15 protein-coding genes are annotated in these 19,724 nt (G+C 40.3%); 2 read left to right on the top strand and 13 right to left on the bottom strand.

Features of this window, described 5'->3' with window-relative positions; genetic code table 11:
* Nucleotides 1-60 precede the first annotated feature (60 nt).
* Complete coding sequence (locus AC1Z3K_RS17070; protein WP_461733403.1) at nt 61-1,425, top strand: MATE family efflux transporter; 1,365 nt, start codon at nt 61-63, stop codon at nt 1,423-1,425.
* Nucleotides 1,426-1,714: 289 nt separating this feature from the next.
* On the opposite strand, the gene AC1Z3K_RS17075 is transcribed toward AC1Z3K_RS17070, so the two are convergent.
* The 8 genes from AC1Z3K_RS17075 to AC1Z3K_RS17110 form a co-directional block, all read right to left on the bottom strand.
* On the bottom strand, nt 1,715-4,372 hold the full coding sequence (locus tag AC1Z3K_RS17075; protein WP_461733404.1) for a cation-translocating P-type ATPase: 2,658 nt from the start codon (nt 4,370-4,372) through the stop codon (nt 1,715-1,717).
* 355 nt (nt 4,373-4,727) lie between these two features.
* Nucleotides 4,728-5,117 carry a DUF805 domain-containing protein gene (locus AC1Z3K_RS17080; protein ID WP_461733405.1) on the bottom strand — a complete coding sequence of 130 codons (390 nt, stop codon included), beginning with the start codon at nt 5,115-5,117 and terminating at the stop codon, nt 4,728-4,730.
* Between the two features lie 744 nt (nt 5,118-5,861).
* Nucleotides 5,862-6,464, bottom strand: coding sequence for a YczE/YyaS/YitT family protein (locus AC1Z3K_RS17085; RefSeq protein ID WP_426081998.1), 603 nt, complete (start codon nt 6,462-6,464; stop codon nt 5,862-5,864).
* Nucleotides 6,464-7,894: a glycoside hydrolase family 1 protein gene (locus tag AC1Z3K_RS17090; protein WP_461733406.1), complete on the bottom strand. Its 1,431-nt coding sequence runs from the start codon at nt 7,892-7,894 to the stop codon at nt 6,464-6,466. Before AC1Z3K_RS17090 ends, AC1Z3K_RS17085 begins: the two co-directional genes overlap by 1 nt.
* A gap of 79 nt (nt 7,895-7,973) precedes the next feature.
* Nucleotides 7,974-8,774 (bottom strand): histidine phosphatase family protein, encoded by an 801-nt coding sequence (locus AC1Z3K_RS17095; protein WP_426082000.1) that lies wholly within the window; start codon nt 8,772-8,774, stop codon nt 7,974-7,976.
* A gap of 21 nt (nt 8,775-8,795) precedes the next feature.
* Complete coding sequence (locus tag AC1Z3K_RS17100; RefSeq protein WP_461733407.1) at nt 8,796-9,140, bottom strand: PTS sugar transporter subunit IIA; 345 nt, start codon at nt 9,138-9,140, stop codon at nt 8,796-8,798.
* Nucleotides 9,141-9,160: 20 nt separating this feature from the next.
* A complete protein-coding gene (locus tag AC1Z3K_RS17105) occupies nt 9,161-10,447 on the bottom strand; it encodes a PTS sugar transporter subunit IIC (protein ID WP_426082002.1) in 1,287 nt (428 codons plus the stop codon).
* 24 nt (nt 10,448-10,471) lie between these two features.
* Nucleotides 10,472-10,786, bottom strand: a complete 315-nt coding sequence (locus AC1Z3K_RS17110) for a PTS sugar transporter subunit IIB (RefSeq protein ID WP_426082003.1) — start codon at nt 10,784-10,786, stop codon at nt 10,472-10,474.
* 189 nt (nt 10,787-10,975) lie between these two features.
* Between AC1Z3K_RS17110 and AC1Z3K_RS17115 the strand changes: the two genes are divergently transcribed.
* Nucleotides 10,976-12,895: a BglG family transcription antiterminator gene (locus AC1Z3K_RS17115; RefSeq protein ID WP_461733408.1), complete on the top strand. Its 1,920-nt coding sequence runs from the start codon at nt 10,976-10,978 to the stop codon at nt 12,893-12,895.
* A gap of 149 nt (nt 12,896-13,044) precedes the next feature.
* Here the strand turns inward: AC1Z3K_RS17115 and aroD are convergent, their stop codons facing one another.
* The 5 genes from aroD to AC1Z3K_RS17140 all read right to left on the bottom strand — a co-directional run bounded on the left by aroD (nt 13,045) and on the right by AC1Z3K_RS17140 (nt 19,606).
* Nucleotides 13,045-13,800: a type I 3-dehydroquinate dehydratase gene (gene aroD, locus AC1Z3K_RS17120; RefSeq protein WP_426082005.1), complete on the bottom strand. Its 756-nt coding sequence runs from the start codon at nt 13,798-13,800 to the stop codon at nt 13,045-13,047.
* A gap of 27 nt (nt 13,801-13,827) precedes the next feature.
* Nucleotides 13,828-15,069 (bottom strand): MFS transporter, encoded by a 1,242-nt coding sequence (locus AC1Z3K_RS17125; RefSeq protein ID WP_461733409.1) that lies wholly within the window; start codon nt 15,067-15,069, stop codon nt 13,828-13,830.
* A gap of 11 nt (nt 15,070-15,080) precedes the next feature.
* Nucleotides 15,081-15,959 (bottom strand): shikimate dehydrogenase, encoded by an 879-nt coding sequence (locus AC1Z3K_RS17130; protein WP_461733410.1) that lies wholly within the window; start codon nt 15,957-15,959, stop codon nt 15,081-15,083.
* Between the two features lie 69 nt (nt 15,960-16,028).
* A complete protein-coding gene (locus AC1Z3K_RS17135) occupies nt 16,029-18,080 on the bottom strand; it encodes an oxidoreductase (protein ID WP_461733411.1) in 2,052 nt (683 codons plus the stop codon).
* Between the two features lie 254 nt (nt 18,081-18,334).
* A complete protein-coding gene (locus tag AC1Z3K_RS17140; protein WP_426082009.1) occupies nt 18,335-19,606 on the bottom strand; it encodes an MFS transporter in 1,272 nt (423 codons plus the stop codon).
* Nucleotides 19,607-19,724: the final 118 nt, after the last annotated feature.

A 19,724-nucleotide genomic window follows, 5' to 3' on the forward strand; every position in this document is an offset into this window, starting at 1 on the left:
GACTATTCCCTTAGGGTATACCTTATAACTAGTATATCAATAATAAAGCAGGTGAGCGATATGTCAACAACTGAAACAGCTTTAAATAAAAAACTCTTCTTTTTTTCTCTGCCGCTGATTGGCAGTCTGCTGACTCAGCAGCTGTACAGCGCAGCCGATATGGTCATTGTTGGACAGCTTCTAGGTGCAGCTGAACTGGCAGCTGTCGGCAATGCTAGTACGATTGTACTACTCTTCATTGTTATTTCAGGCGGAATCGAACTAGCAGTAGAGATTATCTTCTCCCGTTATCTCGGACAAAAAGATGAACGAAGTCTCGCTAAAGGCACAATGAACATCTTGACCTTTGGACTGCTCCTAGGTATTCTTTTAGCGGTAATCGGTGTTTTTGCCCTGCCTTCTCTTTTTGATTTATTGAAAATTCCGACAGAGCTAATTCCACTAGCAAGAAGCTACAGCCTCATCTATTTACTGGGTGTTCCTTTCATTTATGTTTATGATATTTCCCGGGCAATGCTGATTAGTTTAGGTGAAGCAAATAAAAGTTTTTATCTGATCTTATCTTCTTCACTGTTAAATATTTTTTTGAATATTTTCTTCCTTCAAGTTCTACATTTAGGCGTTGCTGGCGCTGCCTGGGGAACCATTCTTTCCCAAGGTCTTTTAATGTGTGTTAGTATCCGACTGCTTTATCAAAAATCCCGAAAAAATCCTTATTTTAAATTCAGCTTTGTGCTGGATTTTGCACAGCTAAAAGAATTAAGCCATATCGCCGTTCCATCTATTTTTCAGCAGTTTGTTATTACAGTCTCTTCCATGTTCCTTCAGGCATTTGTTAACCCTTTTGGCAACGAAGTCATCATTGGCTTTATAGCAGTAACGAAGGTATTATCCATTTCTCGAATCGTGATTTCAGGCTTTTCTCAGACTTTGTCCATCTTTTCCGCCCGGATGTTTGCAGGAAAAAAATTGACGCAGCTTAAACAAACCTATACATTTTTAACTAAGATTTCTCTACTTTATTCGGGTGTTGTCATTATTATTTTTTTCCTCCTTTCCCGTCCCCTTTGTGACTTGTTCTTTGACAGCAGCAGTCATTCAGCCGGATTCCATTTTTTTAGAACCTATTTACTTTTTTCTTCCGGATCACTGCTGATGACCGTTTTCAAATTTATGAATGAAGGTCTTTTGAGAAGCAGTCTACGGATGAAGGAATATCTTCTCTGTAATCTTGGGGATTTACTTATTAAAATTGGCGGAACCTGGCTGCTGCTTCAAGTAGTAAGTACGCAAGCTTTCTGGCTTGGTGAATCATTGGGCAGAGCCTTTTCCATGATTCTCTCCTTCTATCTCATTTTCCGTTTTCAAAAAAATGAGCTTCTACCCTCACCAAAAAAGACAGGTTCGTATTCTGTCGAACCGTAGTTTTTTTATGAGTACCCTATGCTTTTCTGTCTTACAACTACTATGCGCCATAATAATAAATAGGGGCTGTGACATTAGTATGCCTCAGCCCCTTAACAATGGAAGCAGCACTTTAACTGCAGCTAGTAACAGGAGTGTGCCCTTCGGAAATAAGAGCGGCTCCAGGAAGATATCACTCAACCTCTACTCAATTCCCGCACTATACTTCTTGGTAATTTTCTTCTCATCAGTGTTTTTCCTCAAGGCAGAATCCTTCTGTCACTTCCGCATTTTTTCGATACGCCTTTTATTACTTTTGAATGGCCTTAAGGATTAGCTTAGTAATCTCCATCAAAACGACTGCGCCAATTGCCAGCCCTAAACAAATCATGATTTGATTAAATCCAAAATAAGCGGGAATCGCAAAAATTTCTCTTAAGCCGGGCAGCAAAGTCAAACTATATAATCCGCCACAGACCACAATCGCTAGTAGAACCATCTTATTTGAAAACAAACCCGCCTGAAACGCTGTTTGAGTATTTGATCTGGCTGGTAGCGTTTGTAGGGTACGGCTTAAAATTAAGGTGGAAAAAGCCATTGCAACCCCCATCTCTGGGGAATGCTGCATTCCCAGCCATTGAGCAGTGATTACGCCGCAGGCAATGATAATTCCCCGATATGCAACTGAAATCAACGTCCCCCCAGCGAAAATACCAGCATTGGGATTGACTGGCTGGCGCTTCATAATGGTTGGCTCAGCTTTTTCCATTCCTAATGCAATCGCTGGTAGTGAGTCGTTCACTAGATTAATGAACAGTAGCTGCAGTGCGGTAAATGGATTTACCCAGTTTGCAATTAGTGCGAAGATGATTGCAATAATTGCACCCAGGTTTCCAGCGAACAAGTAAGCAATCGCCTTTTTAATATTATCAAAAACGTTTCTGCCAACCTCCACGGCACTAACAATAGAGGCAAAATTATCATCCGTCAAAATCATCGCTGAGGCATCCTTAGCCACATCTGTTCCTGTACCCATTGCAATCCCGATATCCGCCTGCTTCAATGCGGGCGCGTCATTAACACCATCTCCCGTCATGGCTGAGATATGTCCCTGCTGCTGCCAAGCCTGAACAATACGGATTTTATTTTCAGGGGAAACCCGGGCATAGACTGTCACCGATGATAAAATGGCAATCAGCTCTTGTTCACTCAAATCATCCAGCTCAGCACCCGTCAGCGCCCGATCTCCCTCTGAAAAAATACCAATATCCTGTGCAATTGCAACAGCTGTTGTCTTGTGATCACCAGTAATCATGATTGTTTTAATCCCAGCGCTTTTGGCATCCTTGACGGCTTGAAAAACTTCTTTCCTAGGCGGATCAATCATTGCCAGCAAGCCGACTAGAATCAAGTCGTTTTCATCAGAAAGCGTAATCGCTTCATTTTTTATCGGTTTATAAGCAAAGGCTAGAACGCGCAGCGCCCGCTGGGAGAACTGTTCATTTTGCTGTTGCAGCTGCTGCTTCATCTCAGCTGTCAATGGAACGACTTGCCCATTTAATAAAACCTGGCTGCTGCGTGCAAATACAATATCTGGTCCGCCCTTAGTCATTAATAGCAGTTCTCCATCAATGGTATGAAGTGTAGACATCAGCTTCCGGTCAGAGTCAAACGGCAGTTCTGCCATTCTAGGATAGTTTTCCCGTATTTCCTGATAAGGCTGATTACTCAGCTCACTGAAATCGATTAACGCAGTTTCTGTAGGGTCACCAAGTTTGCTGCCGTCTTCAGCGTAGACTGAATCATTGGCCAGAACACTAATTTCCATCAACCGTTTTTCATCTTCTGACCAACTATCAGGCATTGAATTAAAGGTTCCCGTTTGTCCATTTACTAAGTAATAATCCACCACAGTCATTTTATTTTGAGTCAGTGTTCCTGTTTTATCTGTACAAATAATGCTGGCAGAGCCCAAGGTTTCCACTGCCGGCAGTTTTCGGATAATGGCATTCTTTCTTGCCATAGTCTTCGTTCCAATCGACAGAACAATGGTTACAATAGATTGCAGCGCCTCCGGAATTGCTGCAACCGCAACCGCTACAGCAAACATAAAGGCTTGAACGATATCTTCAGTCATATTGCCTGAGCTATTTCCTAAAAACAAACGAGCCAGCTGAATTCCTAGAATAACAAGCGATAAACCTAGAATTGCCAGACTAAGCTTTTTACTAAAGCTGTCTAATCCTTTTTGCAGAGGGGTTTTCGGTTCAACTGCTGATTGCAGCAGCCCTGCTACTTGGCCAATTTCTGTCCGGCCTCCCGTTGCCGTTACTAAAAACTTGCCTCGTCCATACGTAACAATAGTTCCGCTGTGCACCATGTTTATCCGGTCGCCAATCGGCACATTGCTCTGAATTTCTCTCACTTCTTTTTCAACGGGTACAGATTCACCTGTCAGCATACCTTCATCAATTTTCAAAGCACCTGTTTCCAGCAGCCGTCCATCGGCGGGCACATAGTCCCCAGCTTCTAAAAGAACCAGATCACCAGTGACTAACTCTTTTGCCGCCACAGTTTGTTCCTGTCCATCCCTTAATACACGGGCATCAGGAGCCGACAAGCTTTTTAATGCCTCCAATGATCCCTCTGCTTTCTTTGTTTGAACCACACTAACCACTGAGTTAAGGAGCAGGACAGCAAAGATAACCAATGATTCTACATAAGAGCCCATAACCATTTGAACAACGGCCACAATTAATAGAACAATCACCATCGCATCCTTAAAGGTTTCAAAAAACAGCTGCAGGCTGGATTTCTTTTTTGCCTCTTCCAACTGATTAAAGCCGTCTTCTTCCAGCTTCAATTTGACCTGAGCTGAAGACAGCCCTTTTTCGCTGCTTTCTGTTTCTTTTAGTAATGTACTCAGACTCTGTCGGTAAGCACTCTTTTGCTCTTGTTTGTCAGTCATTCTAATTCCTCCAATAAAGTAATTGTTTAAACTCTGTACGAATCGATTCCAGCAGTCCTACATTGTTCTCCCCTTTCTAAATCAAAAGAGACCTGAGACAAGTAATGTTTTACTTGTCTCAGGTCTCACCATTTCATACAATACCAGAAGACCATCTTCATGGTCGACTTACTGTTGATATTATCGCAGCATACTTCTACTGCTGGTTACTCCCCCGAGGGAATCATTCGATTGATAATCAGTTTACCTGAACAGAAATAGTTTTGCAAGTAGTCTGTTTAACAATTTTTCATAAGGTATAAATTTTCCTCTCCATAACAAGCGCTACATCAGAAGATGGGTTAGCCTAAACAGCTTAGGATAATTCCGATTGGTTCACCTGCCAGCGGGAAATCGACTTACTTGGCAGTACTAAAAAGATAAACATAATAATTGGTCCAAAGAACGGTATGATATACAGTAGAATCCACCAGTTGCTCCTGTTCGTATCATGGAGACGGCGTGCCCGAACAGTAAAATTAGCTAGCCAGACAGCAAAAGACAACCCCATAAAAATAAATGCATAAATGTTTAATTTCGTAAACTCCTGCGTATCAAAATTATAATACTGAGTAATATTTGTCAGTAAACCGTAAATAAACAACACAAGATAATTCAGTAGCTGCGGCCACCAATATTGCCCTCTAGTTGCTCTGGCATCCATCACTGTGATATTGCTCCAATATTCTTTATATGCCTGTATCATTGTGAATCCCCCCTTGAAAATAACATATCATCATTTTCAAAGTAGCTCAATTAATAGGCTTAACAAGTTGGGACGATAAGTAAATGCCCAACTTTTCTTTCTCTAAAATTCGGTTATTCGTTCCGCTAGCATCACTTTCTAAGTGCTAAAAAAACTAAGCGTTAAAGTTTTGGGAAATGAGATGAACTACCTCAAAATAGGAGAAGCTCCAGATGTGTATCAATCAGCAGCTACTCGGTTTCCTTGTAGTGTTTCTTGATAATTTTCATATGCGTCTTCTTAGTGCTGAGAAATACAGTTAGAGACGAGCTGATATTGAACAGTACTTGCTTAGTTCCCGGTATGTAACACTTTTGCCTCGTCCTTTATTTGCCTATTCTATTTGGCAATAACGGAGTTAAGGGAGAGCTATAAGAATTTTTTGCTACCCCAAAATTACTTGAACCTTTCTTTCTTTTTTTCCGAAAACAGTTCTCTATAGTTTTTTCTGCATAGAGAACTACAATAATAAGCAACCCCAAACTGTTTCATCCATTACAAATATTTGCCTATTTTTTAGCTAATCCTGCTCACCATGCATTTGGTTAAAGATGAATACAGAAACAATTTCTTCAAAAATAAACTGAAAGGAGCTGTGACATTAGTATGCCTCAGCCCCTTAACACCGGATAAACGATGTTTCAGCTTATTTTTTCATGACTAAACCCTTCCATCCCATTATTGACTTTGGCCAGCTGAGTACTTTTATTCCTTAATAGCGGCTAATTTGATGCTGCAATACTGACTGGTTACCTTCAACAATGGCCCAATCAACAAAATACCAACTAAAGGTCCCAACATTAGTTTGCCTCCTAAAAGCATACCGCTTATAAAACAGATTAAATCAAGCACAATTCGAACTTTGGCTAAATCAATCATTCGCTTGCTACTCAACGCAAAGCACAAAGCAATATAGCTCTCTTTGCCAACATTTGCTGCAGCTGCCATTCCTGATCCGATACCAATAAATGAAACTCCTATAAGTACAAGAAGTAATTTAAAAGGAAAAGCTAGTTCTGGAAAAGCTGCCTGACGAATGACTAAATCTGTGCAAATACTTGTTGCTATTGGATTCAACACAGTTGCCGGCCCCAGCTCCTTCTTATCAATAAAGAAAACCAGTACCAAACAGCAGCTAGTCACTAGTAAAGAAGCTTGTCCAACTGTTAGCGACAGCTTATCAGCTATTCCTTCCCATAATACACCTAATGCATCCGCACCCAAGCCCGTAAGTACACATAATCCTACGCCAATACCGACTATGGAAGATCCGGCTATTGAAACAAAATACCGTATTATTCGCTTCATTAATCTAAATCTGTACCATCAGAAGCAATAACCTTTTTATACCAATAAAAAGAATCTTTTCTGATACGGCGGCATTCTTTCTCATTTTCATCAGTACGGTCAACATAAATTAACCCGTAGCGTTTCTTGTAACCATTGCTTGTAGATAGTAAATCAATTGCCGACCAAGGCATATAACCGATAACCTCTACGCCAATATCCATAGCGCGTTTCGTTGCTTGTATATGCTCTCTTAGATAGTCGATGCGATAGTCGTCGTGAACTTTTTCATCTTCGGTTAATTCATCATAAGCACCAAGCCCATTTTCAGTAATCATAAAAGGAATTTTATAGCGTGTATAAAGGTCACGGTAGACATATTCCAAGCCGATAGGATCGATTGCCCAATCCCAGTCCGTTGTCCGAAGCTCAGGATTTGAGCACATTTGGTAGAAACCGGGATGGGTTTCAAAGCCGGACATTTCGCCTTTTTTACCGCTTAGATTATAGCCCGACCAGCTTCTTTCAGCACCTTCCGGACATGCATGTGCACACTGACTATCATAATAATTGATTGCAAAGAAATCGGAAATATTCTCTGCAAAAAATGCTTCGTCTCCATCTTCTATCTCAGGTGCAAGCCCTGCCTCTTTCAAATAGTTAAGTGCTGCAACATTATAGTACCCCTTAAAGTAGACATCTAGATAATAGGCATTTCTCAAATCATTGGCATTCAATGCTGCCAGCTGATCTTCCGGCTTACAAGTTCTAGCATAAACCGGCGCATACCCTAAGGCAGGTCCAGCCAATCCGCCAGCCTCATGAATATATTTTACTGCTGTTGCCTGTGCTAAGTTCATATGATGATTAATTTGATAACGCAATTGATTATTATTCTGATATTCAGGAAGAACATAACATTTTTGTGTCCAGTACTGGACAATGATACTTTGCTCATTTAGAGTAATCCAATACTTGATGTCATCCTTAAATTCATTCACGACATATTTAGCAAAAATTTCAAAATCCTTAACAACTTCTCTCGAAAGCCAGCCCCCATATTTTTCGACCAACGCCCAAGGCAAGTCATAGTGATACAGCGTAGGTATTGGTTCAATCCCATTTGCTTTCAGTTCAGCAATTAAGTCACGATAAAATTGAACCCCAGCTTCATTTACTTGATCGCCGCCATTTGGAAAAATACGTGTCCAGGCAATGGAAAAACGATAGCTTGTAAAACCCATCTCCTTAAATAAAGCAATATCTTCTTTATACTTATGATAATGATCACTGGCAACAGAAGCATCAGCAAAGCCGTACACTTCCTGTCGTTCCTTATTAATGATATCTTGCTGAGACAGCCCTTTACCATCTGCTTGCGCTCCGCCCTCCACTTGATAGGCACTAGTTGCTGCTCCCCATAGGAAGTCTTTTGGAAATTCTTTTTTCATTATATTTTCTCCTCATCTTTTTTATAAAAAAACTGAAGGATGAGTCAATAACGGACTGCTTCAGATTTCTGACTATTCTTTAGTCCAACTGGTCAATAAATGTTGTATCACCAATTGTTTCAATTGAATATTTATCGTTCTTATACGTCAGTGTGGTCACACTGCAATTGGCAATTTTTTCGCCTTTATACTCGCCTGGAGCAACTACTTCTAAAAGAATGGGGATCAGCCCTCCAGAAGAGACAACGAGCACATTGCCGCCACCCTTGCGTTGCGCTTCTTCAAGCATTTCTGTCATTACTTTCTCAGCGCGTTCTTCCATTTCACCGTAAGTTTCTGCTGCTTGCTCAGGATCAACCTCAGCGACTTTATCAGCCAACTCCTGCTCTGTCAGTGTTTCCTTTAAAAAATCCCACAATTCATCACTATCTGTCGGATAATCCAACTCTAAGGCTTCGGCTACAGCTATATTCATCGCATCGTTGGATTGACCTTCAAAGCTGCCAAAGTTTTTTTCTCTGAAGCCCTTAAGCTCGGTAACTTCAGGCACTTCAGCACTATTTTCATTTAGTATTAATTTAGCGGTATTTTTTTGACGAGCCAAGTCACTAGAAAATGCTGATGAAAATTTAACATCTTTTAGTCCCTCTCCTACTGCTGCTGCTTGAGCCTCACCGGTCTCTGTTAACGGGCTGTCACTATATCCTTGTACCTGATTCATCGTGTTGAACCAGGTTTTTCCATGTCTAACCAGATAAATCCTAATTTCTTCTGTCTTTTCTTCTGTATCTTTTGAGGCAGTTGTTTCTTTTGTAGCAGCACTGCTGCACCCTGCTATTAGAAAAATTGCTGCTATTGCCAGCCAAACTGTTTTTTTCACTTTTATCCCCCTTTACTATAGCTACTCATGTTCTATTACTATTTCAAAAAGATCAATCAATTCACGAGTCATTGTCACCTCGCTGGAAATGGTCATAAGATGATCCTGTGCATGAGTGAATAAGAGACACGGTTCATAACTCTTACCCGCTGCTTCATTTTGAATCACTGCCGTTTGCGACTGGTGAGCCAACACGATATTCTTCTTTGCTTCAGTCAAACAAGCTCTTGCACCGGCAAAATCTTTCTGTTTCGCACATTTTACTGCTTCCTGTGCCTTTGTCCGACCATTTCCTGCATGTAGAATAATCTGCATAGCTACTGAAATCAATTCATTTTCTTCTTCAACTTGTTTTTTATGTTCCATCTACTTTCACCTCATCAATTTTACGAAATTACTTCTGCACCAGCAGTCACTTCCTGTGTCTGTTCCTTTATTGCTTCTTTCTCAGCTTTTACCTCTTCTGCCAGTAATTCTTTCTCATATACTTTGAAGAATGGATACCAAATGGCTAAATAAATTAGGAACAGTACTATATACCAAATAACAGCTCGAAAATCCTTAGTTAAAATTACACTAGAAACCGGTGCTGGAATTTGTGCAAGCTGCATCAATTCAGACGGGATATTGAGCAGACCGCCTCTCATTGCAAACCAAACGACGCAGCTTCCCACAATTGAATTAATCCACATTGGCATCATCAATAAAGGATTCATAACGATTGGTGTACTGAAAGCAATAGGTTCATTGATATTAAATAGAGATGGACCAATACAGATACGTCCAAGGGTTTTTAATTTTTTTGCTTTGGAAAAACACATTAACAAATTCAAAGTAAGGGTCGCTCCAGTCCCGCCCATCATAATCAGACCAATACTGTAAACTGTCTCATTTGTCACTATATTTAGCGGGCTATTTCCTTGCTGAACAGCTAATGTGTTAGCCGCAATCCCAGCTATAAAAATTGGGTTTTGAATTGCTGACCATAACCATGTAGAAATCCCCATAGAATAGAAAAATGCTGGTATCAATACTAAAAGAATCAGCCCCGGAAGAGATTGTCCAAAGTTCTGTATCGGTTCAAACAAGCTTAAAATTACTTGGAAAATATCAATTTTCATTCCAAATATGAGTGTTGACCACAATGCTAAGCTCAAAAAAATGGGAATGATGTTATTAATCCATTCAATAATAAAGTCCGGAAGCTCGCTGTTTTGAAATAGCTTTAACTTGCTGTAAAAATGAAAAATGACACTGACAACCGCCCCGGTAATCACACCAATTAAAATACCAGTAGGACCAATGCGTCCCATATCATAAACTCCTTCTTCTGATGCAATTGGATGGAGACTCATCATCAGAGAACAAATTGAAACAATTCCAGCAGTAATTGAATACCCGGGATGCTTGAATTTTTCCATGTATTGATTTGCTACCATAAAAGCTGCAATTAATCCAATCATTCCAAAAGAATAATTTGATATGTTTCCAAGATCAGGCAGTTCTTGAATGTATGAACGGAAAACATTGTAGAAAAATACGATTGATCCAGTCATGATGAACGGAATTAACTTTTGCATTGCACTGGAAAGTCCAGCGACAGCAGGCTTTTGTGTTAGAACCTTGGCTTTCGGTGCAAAAGAATTTGCCAGCCAATCCATAAATTTTTTCATTATTGCTCCTCCTTTTCTAAAAAATCAGCCCTTTAACTTCTGAATAGCAAAGTCGATTAGCCCATCACCGTCCAGCATACCGTAAATATCTTGGGGAATAACATCGACCACAACATTGTAAGGCGCTGCCTGCTCTGTCATTTCTTCTTTGAATGCTGCGTAATGCGGACCTAATAATAAAATGTCAATAGAATCTAAATATTGAGCGATTTCACTTTCACTTCGTGCTTCAATAGTTCCAGATATCCCTCTTTTTTTGGCAGCTTTCCTCGTTTTTTGTGCCAAAAAACCACTTGACATTCCCGCACCACAGCAAAGCATCATATTGATTGTTTCCATAATTAATACCTCCCATTTTTCAGCAGCTTTCCGTTTTGACCAGCTGCTTTTCTGTACCTCGATTATTTCTTTTTTCCGGCTTTTTCTCAACTGAACATTTGCACTCCCCTAGTGCAAATTTCTATTTAAAATCGCTTTCATAACAGCTATACTAAATTAAAGATACTTATCAGAAAGGGACTGTCCCAAATGAAAAAAAAGCAGGAACAACTTTTAACTTTTTTACTTCAACAAAAGCAACCTACATCCTCCAGAGTTTTGGCGAATGTTTTAGATGTTTCTATACGGACAGTCAAAAATTATGTTTCTGAGCTAAATCATACTGGCAGTCAACCGTTGATTTTTTCGTCAAATCTTGGCTATACAGTAAACCGCGATTACGCCCGACAGCTGCTTAACAAAAAAAAAGATACAGGGAATTTGCCCCAAACTTATAAAGAGAGAGCCTTCTATATTATAAAAAAAATCCTAATTGATCATCAGCAGCTGGATACATTTGATTTAACAGAAGAATTATATGTCAGCTATTCCACTTTAAAAGGGGATATTTCACGGATGAACAAGTCGTTTGAAAAATATAATGTGCGGTTCGCGATAAAAAATGATTTGATTCAAATCAGTGGGGAAGAAAAAGAGAAGCGGCGGTTAATATCATATATTATTTTTGAAGAGATGCCTTATCATTTTATGAATCAGGAGATTTTAAAACAGAATTTTGCTCCAGAAGATGTGGTTAAGCTATCTATTATTATCCAAGCTACCATGAAGGAATCTAACTACCATCTAAATGATTTTTCCTTCATGAATTTGATGCTCCATCTGCTGATTCTGATAGAATCCGTTCGAAACGGAAAATCTTTGGTTTCCAGAGACTGGTTCAGCTCATGGCTGAGGCAAGATAAAGCACAGCTTGTTACCTGTCTCATTGAAGAGCTGGAAAACTCCTTTGATTTGCAGTTGAATGAACTGGAAAAAGAAGAAATACACATGCTTTTTCAAGCAAATGCCAACTACATTCCATCGAACAACATTAAAGAGCTGGAGCAGATTGCCGGCGCCGATATACTAACTGCGATGAATACAATCCTTCATAATGTCCATCAAACTTTTGGCATCAACTTAAGTAGCGAAAGTTTTATTGTTCCGTTTGCACTACATTTAAGTGGTTTATTCTCAAGGGCAAAACAAGATTCGTTCCTAAAAAATCCGATGTCGGAATCATTAAAAAAGGATTATCCGATTGTGTATGATATTGCTATATTTATTTCTCTACAGCTAAGCGAACATTTTGATATCAAAATTACAGAGGACGAAAGCGCCTATATCGCTTTGCATATTGGTGCAGAATTAGAAGGACAAAAACGGAATTTTTCAAAGATAAGGACTGTTGTTTTATGTCCTAAATACATGAAGCTTGATGAAAAGCTCTATAGCAGGCTTTCACAGCATTTTGGTAATGACTTAAATATTCTAGCTGTTGTTTCTCAGCTCTCTGAAAGCGAGACACTCACTTTTGATTTACTAATTACAACAGTGCCTGTTCCAAAAACCGGAAATTATAAAATACTAAATATTTCTCCATTTTACACGGAAGAACAACGGCTCATGCTTATTAGCGAAATCGCAACTATACGATTAAATCAAAAAAAACAAATTTTAAGCAAAAATTTTGATGCCTACTTTAGTAAAAAATTCTTTTTTACTGATTCTAATGCAGAGCAGCCGGCTGCATTGATTAAGCAGATGTGTCTTTCTCTTGAAACAGAAGGAATTGTTACAGAAGAGTTTTACCCTCACGTTTTAGAAAGAGAAAATGCTTCTTCTACTGCTTTTGACTCAATTGCTATTCCTCATTCAGTTTATATGGATGCAGCAAAAACAACTATTGCTGTTTTAATTAATCCAAATGGGATTAATTGGAATGGACACAAAGTATTTGTGATATTACTGGCAGCTATCAACGACTTGGATAGGCAATGCTTTACAGATATTTATGAAGCACTAGTATCACTTTTCGACTATCCTGAAGTTTACTCAGAGCTTCGTTCCGTAAAGAGTTTTGAGGAATTTCGATTATTCATTCAATCCAAAGCAAAAAAAGGGGGGTGACATTTCTATGTCTTCCCCCTTAAAGCGAAATGAACAGCATTTCATAAGCAGCTTTATAACAAAAAGATAGGTTCGCTAAAAATAGCATAACTTTTCTTATTTCTTCTCAATGCCTCAGATGACTCCACATCTTATTTAACTGCTGATAATTATTTTATTTTTAATACCTCTAAAGTTGCTGCTAGTTGATTAACCGGTACCTGCCCTGGTGCTGATGCCTTTGCAGCAGCACCAAAAGTTGCATCCGAGCCAAACACCTGACCAGATACGCGGCTGACCATTCCTAAAGCACCCATTGACATCGTAATCAGCGGACGATCAGAGTATAGACGCTTCATTTCTTCTGTTGCTGCTAATAAGGTTAGAACATCTGCTGATGTTTGGGGCATCACTGCAATTTTACAGATATCTGCTCCCTTATCCTGCATTGCTCTTAAACGTTTGACAATCTCTGCTTTCTCTGGCGTAGCATCGAAGTCATGGTTACACATCACAACCCTCACGCCTTGCTTGTGTGCTTTATCAATTATGTTTTCAACTTCACGCTCTGGCATGAACAGCTCCACATCCAGCAAGTCTGCTTGCCCCTGTTCAAGTATGTTCGTATAAATAGTAAAGTAATCTGCCTCTGGCAATTCCAGCTCGCCGCCTTCTTTTTTTGTACGGAAAGTAATTAATAACGGTTTATTTAATAGACTGTGTACTTCTTTTGACAGCTGCGCTGCTTTCCCGGCTTCTGTTACTTCTTCATAAAAATCAATACGCCACTCAACAATGTCGCAATCCAGCGCTGCTACCTGTTTTGCTTCATGAATAATCTCTTCTTTTGTTTTTCCAACAAGAGGAACAATTATTTTAGGAGTACCTTCACCAATAACCACATTTCCTACTTTTACTGTCTGCATACGTAAATGCTCCTTTCTACAACAGTGTTAATTCACTTCTGCATTTGTTTGACCAGCTGACAACTCTGCACCTGTACTGCTGGTATCAATAGTTTGACGATAACGGATAAAGATGACGATTGCAAGTAAAAATCCAATCCCGGCAATAATCGTATCAAATAGCATAATTCCCCGCGGATTACTGCTGGCAATTCTTCCGGCAGCTACTGGAATCGCAAAAGAAGCAATACTTCCAAATGTGTAGAAAATTCCAGTAATTGTTCCTTTACCAGCTGGGAACATTTCCCCCATAACAGTTAGTCCCAGCTGCATAACGCCGCCCGCTGCAAAGAAGCCGACAAAGACAGCCCCTACTGTTAGAACCATTGGCGAAGGAAACAGCCACATAGCTGTGATTGAAAGAAACGACATCAGTGTATACGGCAGGACTAGATTGACTGGGCGAACCTTAGCCGCAACAACAGCTGTAACCGCCACACATACTAGAGAACCTGTAGAATAATAAGAGACTAATAATTTTGCTGCATTTTCAGACATCGACGCTACCTCTTCACCATATAGTGAAATATACTGGCTAATCAGATAAAACGTTGCCTGAGAAATAAATCCGTAAATAACAAACGCTACACCTTCAATTTTCATATTCGGTTTACTTTTGAATTTTGTAGCAGTAACCGGTTCTGGTTTAGCAGTACCTTCTGCTTTATTATCAGCATCTGGAAATGGTAATTTCAGCAGGAACACTGCGTTCAGTGCCAATAATAGAATACAAACGATAAAGGACCAGCCAAACCATAAGCCGTTGCTGCCTAAGAAAGCAATAATAAACGGCAGTGCAAACTGACCAATCTGAACAGCCGCTTTAATCAGAACATTGGCAGTTCCAGCTGTTTTAGGAAAGGATTCCATCAGCGCAGGATACGTACCAGAATCCAGACAAGAGTTGGCGATTCCGGCTACTACACCAAAAATCATTGCAACTAGTACGCTTGGGCTGAATAGTATGCCAACAAAGAACAGAACATAAACCAGCATCCCCAAGTACACAAACGGTTTACGACCAAACTTGTCCGACAGCCAGCCGGAGATCAAAATAGCGACTAGACGGCCAATCCCTAACATTGCTACAACACTGGATACTCCTTCAACATTGGTATTCCACTGAGCGGCCAAGGCATCCTTGTTCTGCATGATAATCAAAACACCCATCCCGTGGACGATGTAGTTGATATAAAGAGCAACCGCTGTAGGCATATATTTGTTTTTCATCTTTTCTCTCCTTAGTCCTTAAATAATAACTCTCTAATATAATTGACAGGCATGTCTTCTCCTGTGAATAGTTTGAAGGCCTCTGCCCCTTGATACAGCATCATACCCAAACCATTGATTACTTTTTTCGCGCCATTATCTTTGGCAAATTTTAATAATTTTGTCTCTTTCGGAATATAAACCACATCGAAAACGACCAAATTTTCATGAATCATTTCTGGATCATTAATTAGGCTTTCCTTTTCCAACGGCTTCATTCCTACGCCTGTTCCATCGATATAAATTGCACTTTCAGCAATTGATTGTTTAAATGCTGCCTGATCCTTTAGAGAGGTTAAGGTTGCAACACAATCAGTATTTTCGTTGATTTTTTTGACCGTTTCTTTGGCATTTTCAAAGGCAGCATCTTCAATATTGAAAATACGCAGCTCCTTCACGCCATCAAGTGCTGCCTGAATAGCAATTGCTGTTCCTGCCCCACCAGCTCCTGTCATCGTTACAATCTGGTCTTTTACCTCTACACCTTCTTCTTTCAATGAACGCATCGCACCTGTACCGTCGGTAATATGCCCAACCAGATGGCCTTTGCCATCCTTATTCACAACGGTATTGACCGCTCCACACAGCTTAGCTGCAGGAGACAGCTCATCCAGATAAGGGATAATTGCCTGTTTGTTTGGCATAGAAACGTTTGAACCGCGAATTCCTAGTGCCCGAATTCCCTGTACTGCATCCTTCAGCTCTTCATTGCCGACTTCAAACGCCAGATACGCGTAATCCAAACCTAGCTTAGCAAAAGCTTCATTATGCATTGTTGGAGACAAGCTGTGTCTGATAGGTGTTGCGATTAAGCTAATTAATAAGGTATGTCCATCCAATCTTTCTGTCATGCTCAGTTCCTCACTTGTTGTTTTATTTTTTAACTGCCAGCAGTGTTGCTGACTGCTGACAGTATATTCCTAGACTACGTGAAATGTCTGTTCCTTGTTTGCAGCTGAGCTTCTACTCATTCTGCGTTCTGCTTTTTCAATTGTTTTTAAGATATCACGGGCTTCTCTGGTTCCTTCCATGATTCGTCTTGCTACCTTGCTATCGCCGATATTAACTAATTCTGTTTCATTTTCCAGTGCATATTGCTGCAGCTCCGGCAGCAGCGGCGCTTCTGCCCGCATCCCCAGACAAACAAAACCTAAATCAAAGAATAATTCTTTTATCTCACCATTCGGCAGCTCTACTGTGAAATGATCTTTGCTTACCTGAGTAAGCTTCGTTGATGTATAAACCTGAACATCATAGTCTCTAACAATTTCCATCATCGCCAGCTTTGTAATCAAATCAAGGTCTTTGCCCAGTTCCGGCTGCATCTCTACGATACTCACCTTTTTAGCGCCGCGTTCTGCATAGTACTCAACCACGTCCAGTCCAACAGCTCCGCCGCCAATCACAACTACTTCTTTGCCTTCAAATTCCTGAAAGTTATCCATATTATTCAATAAATCGAAAATGGAAAAGACCTGACGGCTCTCGTCCGCTAACACTTCATGCAGTCCATTAATCGGCGGAAGCAATGGCGTTGCACCAGTGGCATTTACAATAACATCTGGATTGCTTCCATGGATATCCTCCATCGTAAAACGGTGATTCAAATGAATGGTTAGGTTATCCAGCTCCGCACAGCGGTTTTTCAAATAGATAATAAAATCATCAATTCGTTTTTTGTCAGGGAAACGTGCAATTTCATGCCCTAAACCACCTAAATAGCTTTTTTGCTCATACAGTTCGACTTCCACACCAATCTCGGCAGCTGTAGCCGCTGCTTCCAAGCCAGCTGTACCGCCGCCAATGACAACCATTTTCATTGGATTTTCTATCGGCTGTTCCTTGTACTGATCTTCATAGTAAAGGTCAGGGTTAATGGTACAGCGGATAGGACGGGATTTATTGATGCGGTGATCCGCACACCCGATGTTGCAGGAAATACATTTTCTTAACAAGTGCTCCTGACCGCTTTCAACCTTGCTAATCCAGTTTGGCTCAGCAATCAGCCCTCGGCCCATTGCCAATAAGTCAGCGTCGCCATTTTCCAGTATTTCTGCCGCCCGCTTCGGGCTGCGAATATTACCAGAGGTTACAATAATCTTTTCAGGATAGCGCTCTTTCACTGCCTTTGCCATATAAGAACGCCAGCCGTCTTCAAGATTCATCTTATCAATCTGGTACTGTAAATTATCGTTTAAAGCAGCAGAAACATTTAAAATGTCTACGTCATCAACAAAATAGTTTAAAATGTCAATAGAATCCTCTAGTGTATTGCCGCCCTCTAAAAGCTCGTCTGCACTAAAGCGCAGCGAAATTGGGAAGAAGGGCCCTACAGCTTTGCGGACAGCCTCGACAGCCAGCTTGGCAAATCGCGCCCGATTTTCTGCTGTGCCGCCGAATTGATCTGTACGTTTATTGTACAAAGGAGACAAAAACTGACTCAACAGATAAGAATGTCCTGCATGAATCTCCACACAGTCAAAGCCAGCTTTCTGTGCTCTTGCAGCTGCTTCGGCGTATTTATCTATAATGGTATAAATTTCCTCTTCGGTTAGCGGTCTTGGCGCCGGATTACCTGTTTTACTTGGAACATTGGAGGAGGATACAGCCTGTACGCCATTCAGACGCAGCCCATATGCTGAAGCTCCGGCATGATTAATCTGAACAGAGGTAGCAGCGCCATAGGCATGCATCGTTTCATTAAACTTCCATAAACCTGGTATGTACTGGTCATTATCAATTCGAAGCTGAGAAGTTCCATTTGTTCCCATTGGATAGTCAACACAGACATTTTCTAGCGTAATCATCCCTGTGCCGCCCTTGGCTCTTTGTTCGTAGTATGATAAGTGTTCTTTATTAAAGGTTCCGTCCATGTTGGCAAAATTCGTCCCCATAGGCGGCATAATCACTCGATTTTTTAATGTCAGACGCCGAATCGTCAACGGTTCAAAAATTGTTTGATACTTATCCATAGTTGTCCTTCTTTCTTCAAATTCATTGTTTCACAATCTAGTCACCTATAGTTTAATACAGCTATTCCATAAAAACTAATACTTTATTTCCTGATAATTAATCAATTTTTTTTATCAATAATCAAAAAAAAGAAGTGACATTCACATGCCTCCTCCTTTAAAACTTGAATATACAGTGTACCCAAAACTACCTTACTTTCTAAAGAAGTAGTTTTGAGGCATAAGGCGGAACAGCTCTATCACATCCGCCTCAGTTATTCACTTACCTTTATCTGTAATACCTGACCTTCCTTATTCATCGCTTTATACCGAACAGCAATCACTATTGTTGCCCCCAATCCGATTAACGTCAGGACGGCATCGTACCAGAAGACTAGCTGAATATCCTTCTCTGCCATCACTCCAGTTAGGTAGGGCGTAATCATTACGGAAACCGAAGTTGCCAAGGAGTATAAGCTGGTAATCCTTCCTTTTTTCTGCGGAAAAAATTCTAAAATCAGCGCTAGCCCTAGCTGCCAGATACCTCCTGCAGCGAAAACACCTACACAGAGAGCGGCAATTACAACAACAATAAAGCTTGGATATAGATTCATGTAAATAAGCGCTAAAGCGGTAATCCCTGTACAAAAAACCATTAAAGCGGCAATATTAACCCCCTTTTTAACAATTGCAGAGGTTAAAAAAACGGAGACAAAGGAACCGATACTGTAGATACTAACAAAAGTCAGACTGTCCTGCTGATTAGCAATTCCTGTTTGCTCAGCAAAGGTTGGAATCCACAGGATAAAAATATTAAACATTGAAACGGACACAAAAGAGAAGGCCATCAATGCAACCCCATCAATTTTAAAACTGGCTTTTGAGGTACAGAGCTGCTGTGCCTCCACCAGTGTTTCCTCGTCTTTTTGTTTTGACAAATCAATAGTAGACAATGGGGGAAATGCTTGAAACCATAAGAAAATAACATTTAAGAATAAACAAACAATACATAAAACAAACGGCCAGCCGTAATAAAGCTCCTCAGTAATGATGACTCTAGTCATCAGCGGCAGCAGAAACTGTCCCAACGAAATAAAGGCTTTATTCAACACGCTTAATGAGCTGTTGTCTTTCTCGCTGGGGTAAGACTCTACCAGTGTTGGATAGGTACTAGTGTCCAAAAAGGCATTGCTGAAGCCGCCAAACAAGGCAATGACCATCGCAGTTTGATAATTTGTGCTCAGCAGCATACCGGAAAAGAAAATAAAATATGAGAAAATCGCAATCATCACTGTTTTTTTACGTCCAAAGCGGTCAGAAAAATAACCAGAGAAATATAAGCTGATAATTCTGCCCAGTCCAATGGCACTGATAACTAAGGTTACCTGAGCAGTGGAAGCCTGCCATTGCTTCGCCAGTGCTGACATATTCTGGGAAATGATAATCGCTGCCATTCCCTGAAAAATATAATTAAAATACAAGCCTGCAACCAGCGGCAAGTACCGGTGTTTCCCGTTTATAGCCCTTCCTTTTGTGATGTTTTTCACTTTATATCCCACTTTCTTTTTCAATTCCTTTTTATTACATAGGATAACCCATTTTTTTGAAAAATACTAATGCTTTTTTGACCAGCAAATGATAAACTTCATTTATCATTACATAGGA

Source organism: Enterococcus sp. LJL128, from assembly GCF_056924295.1.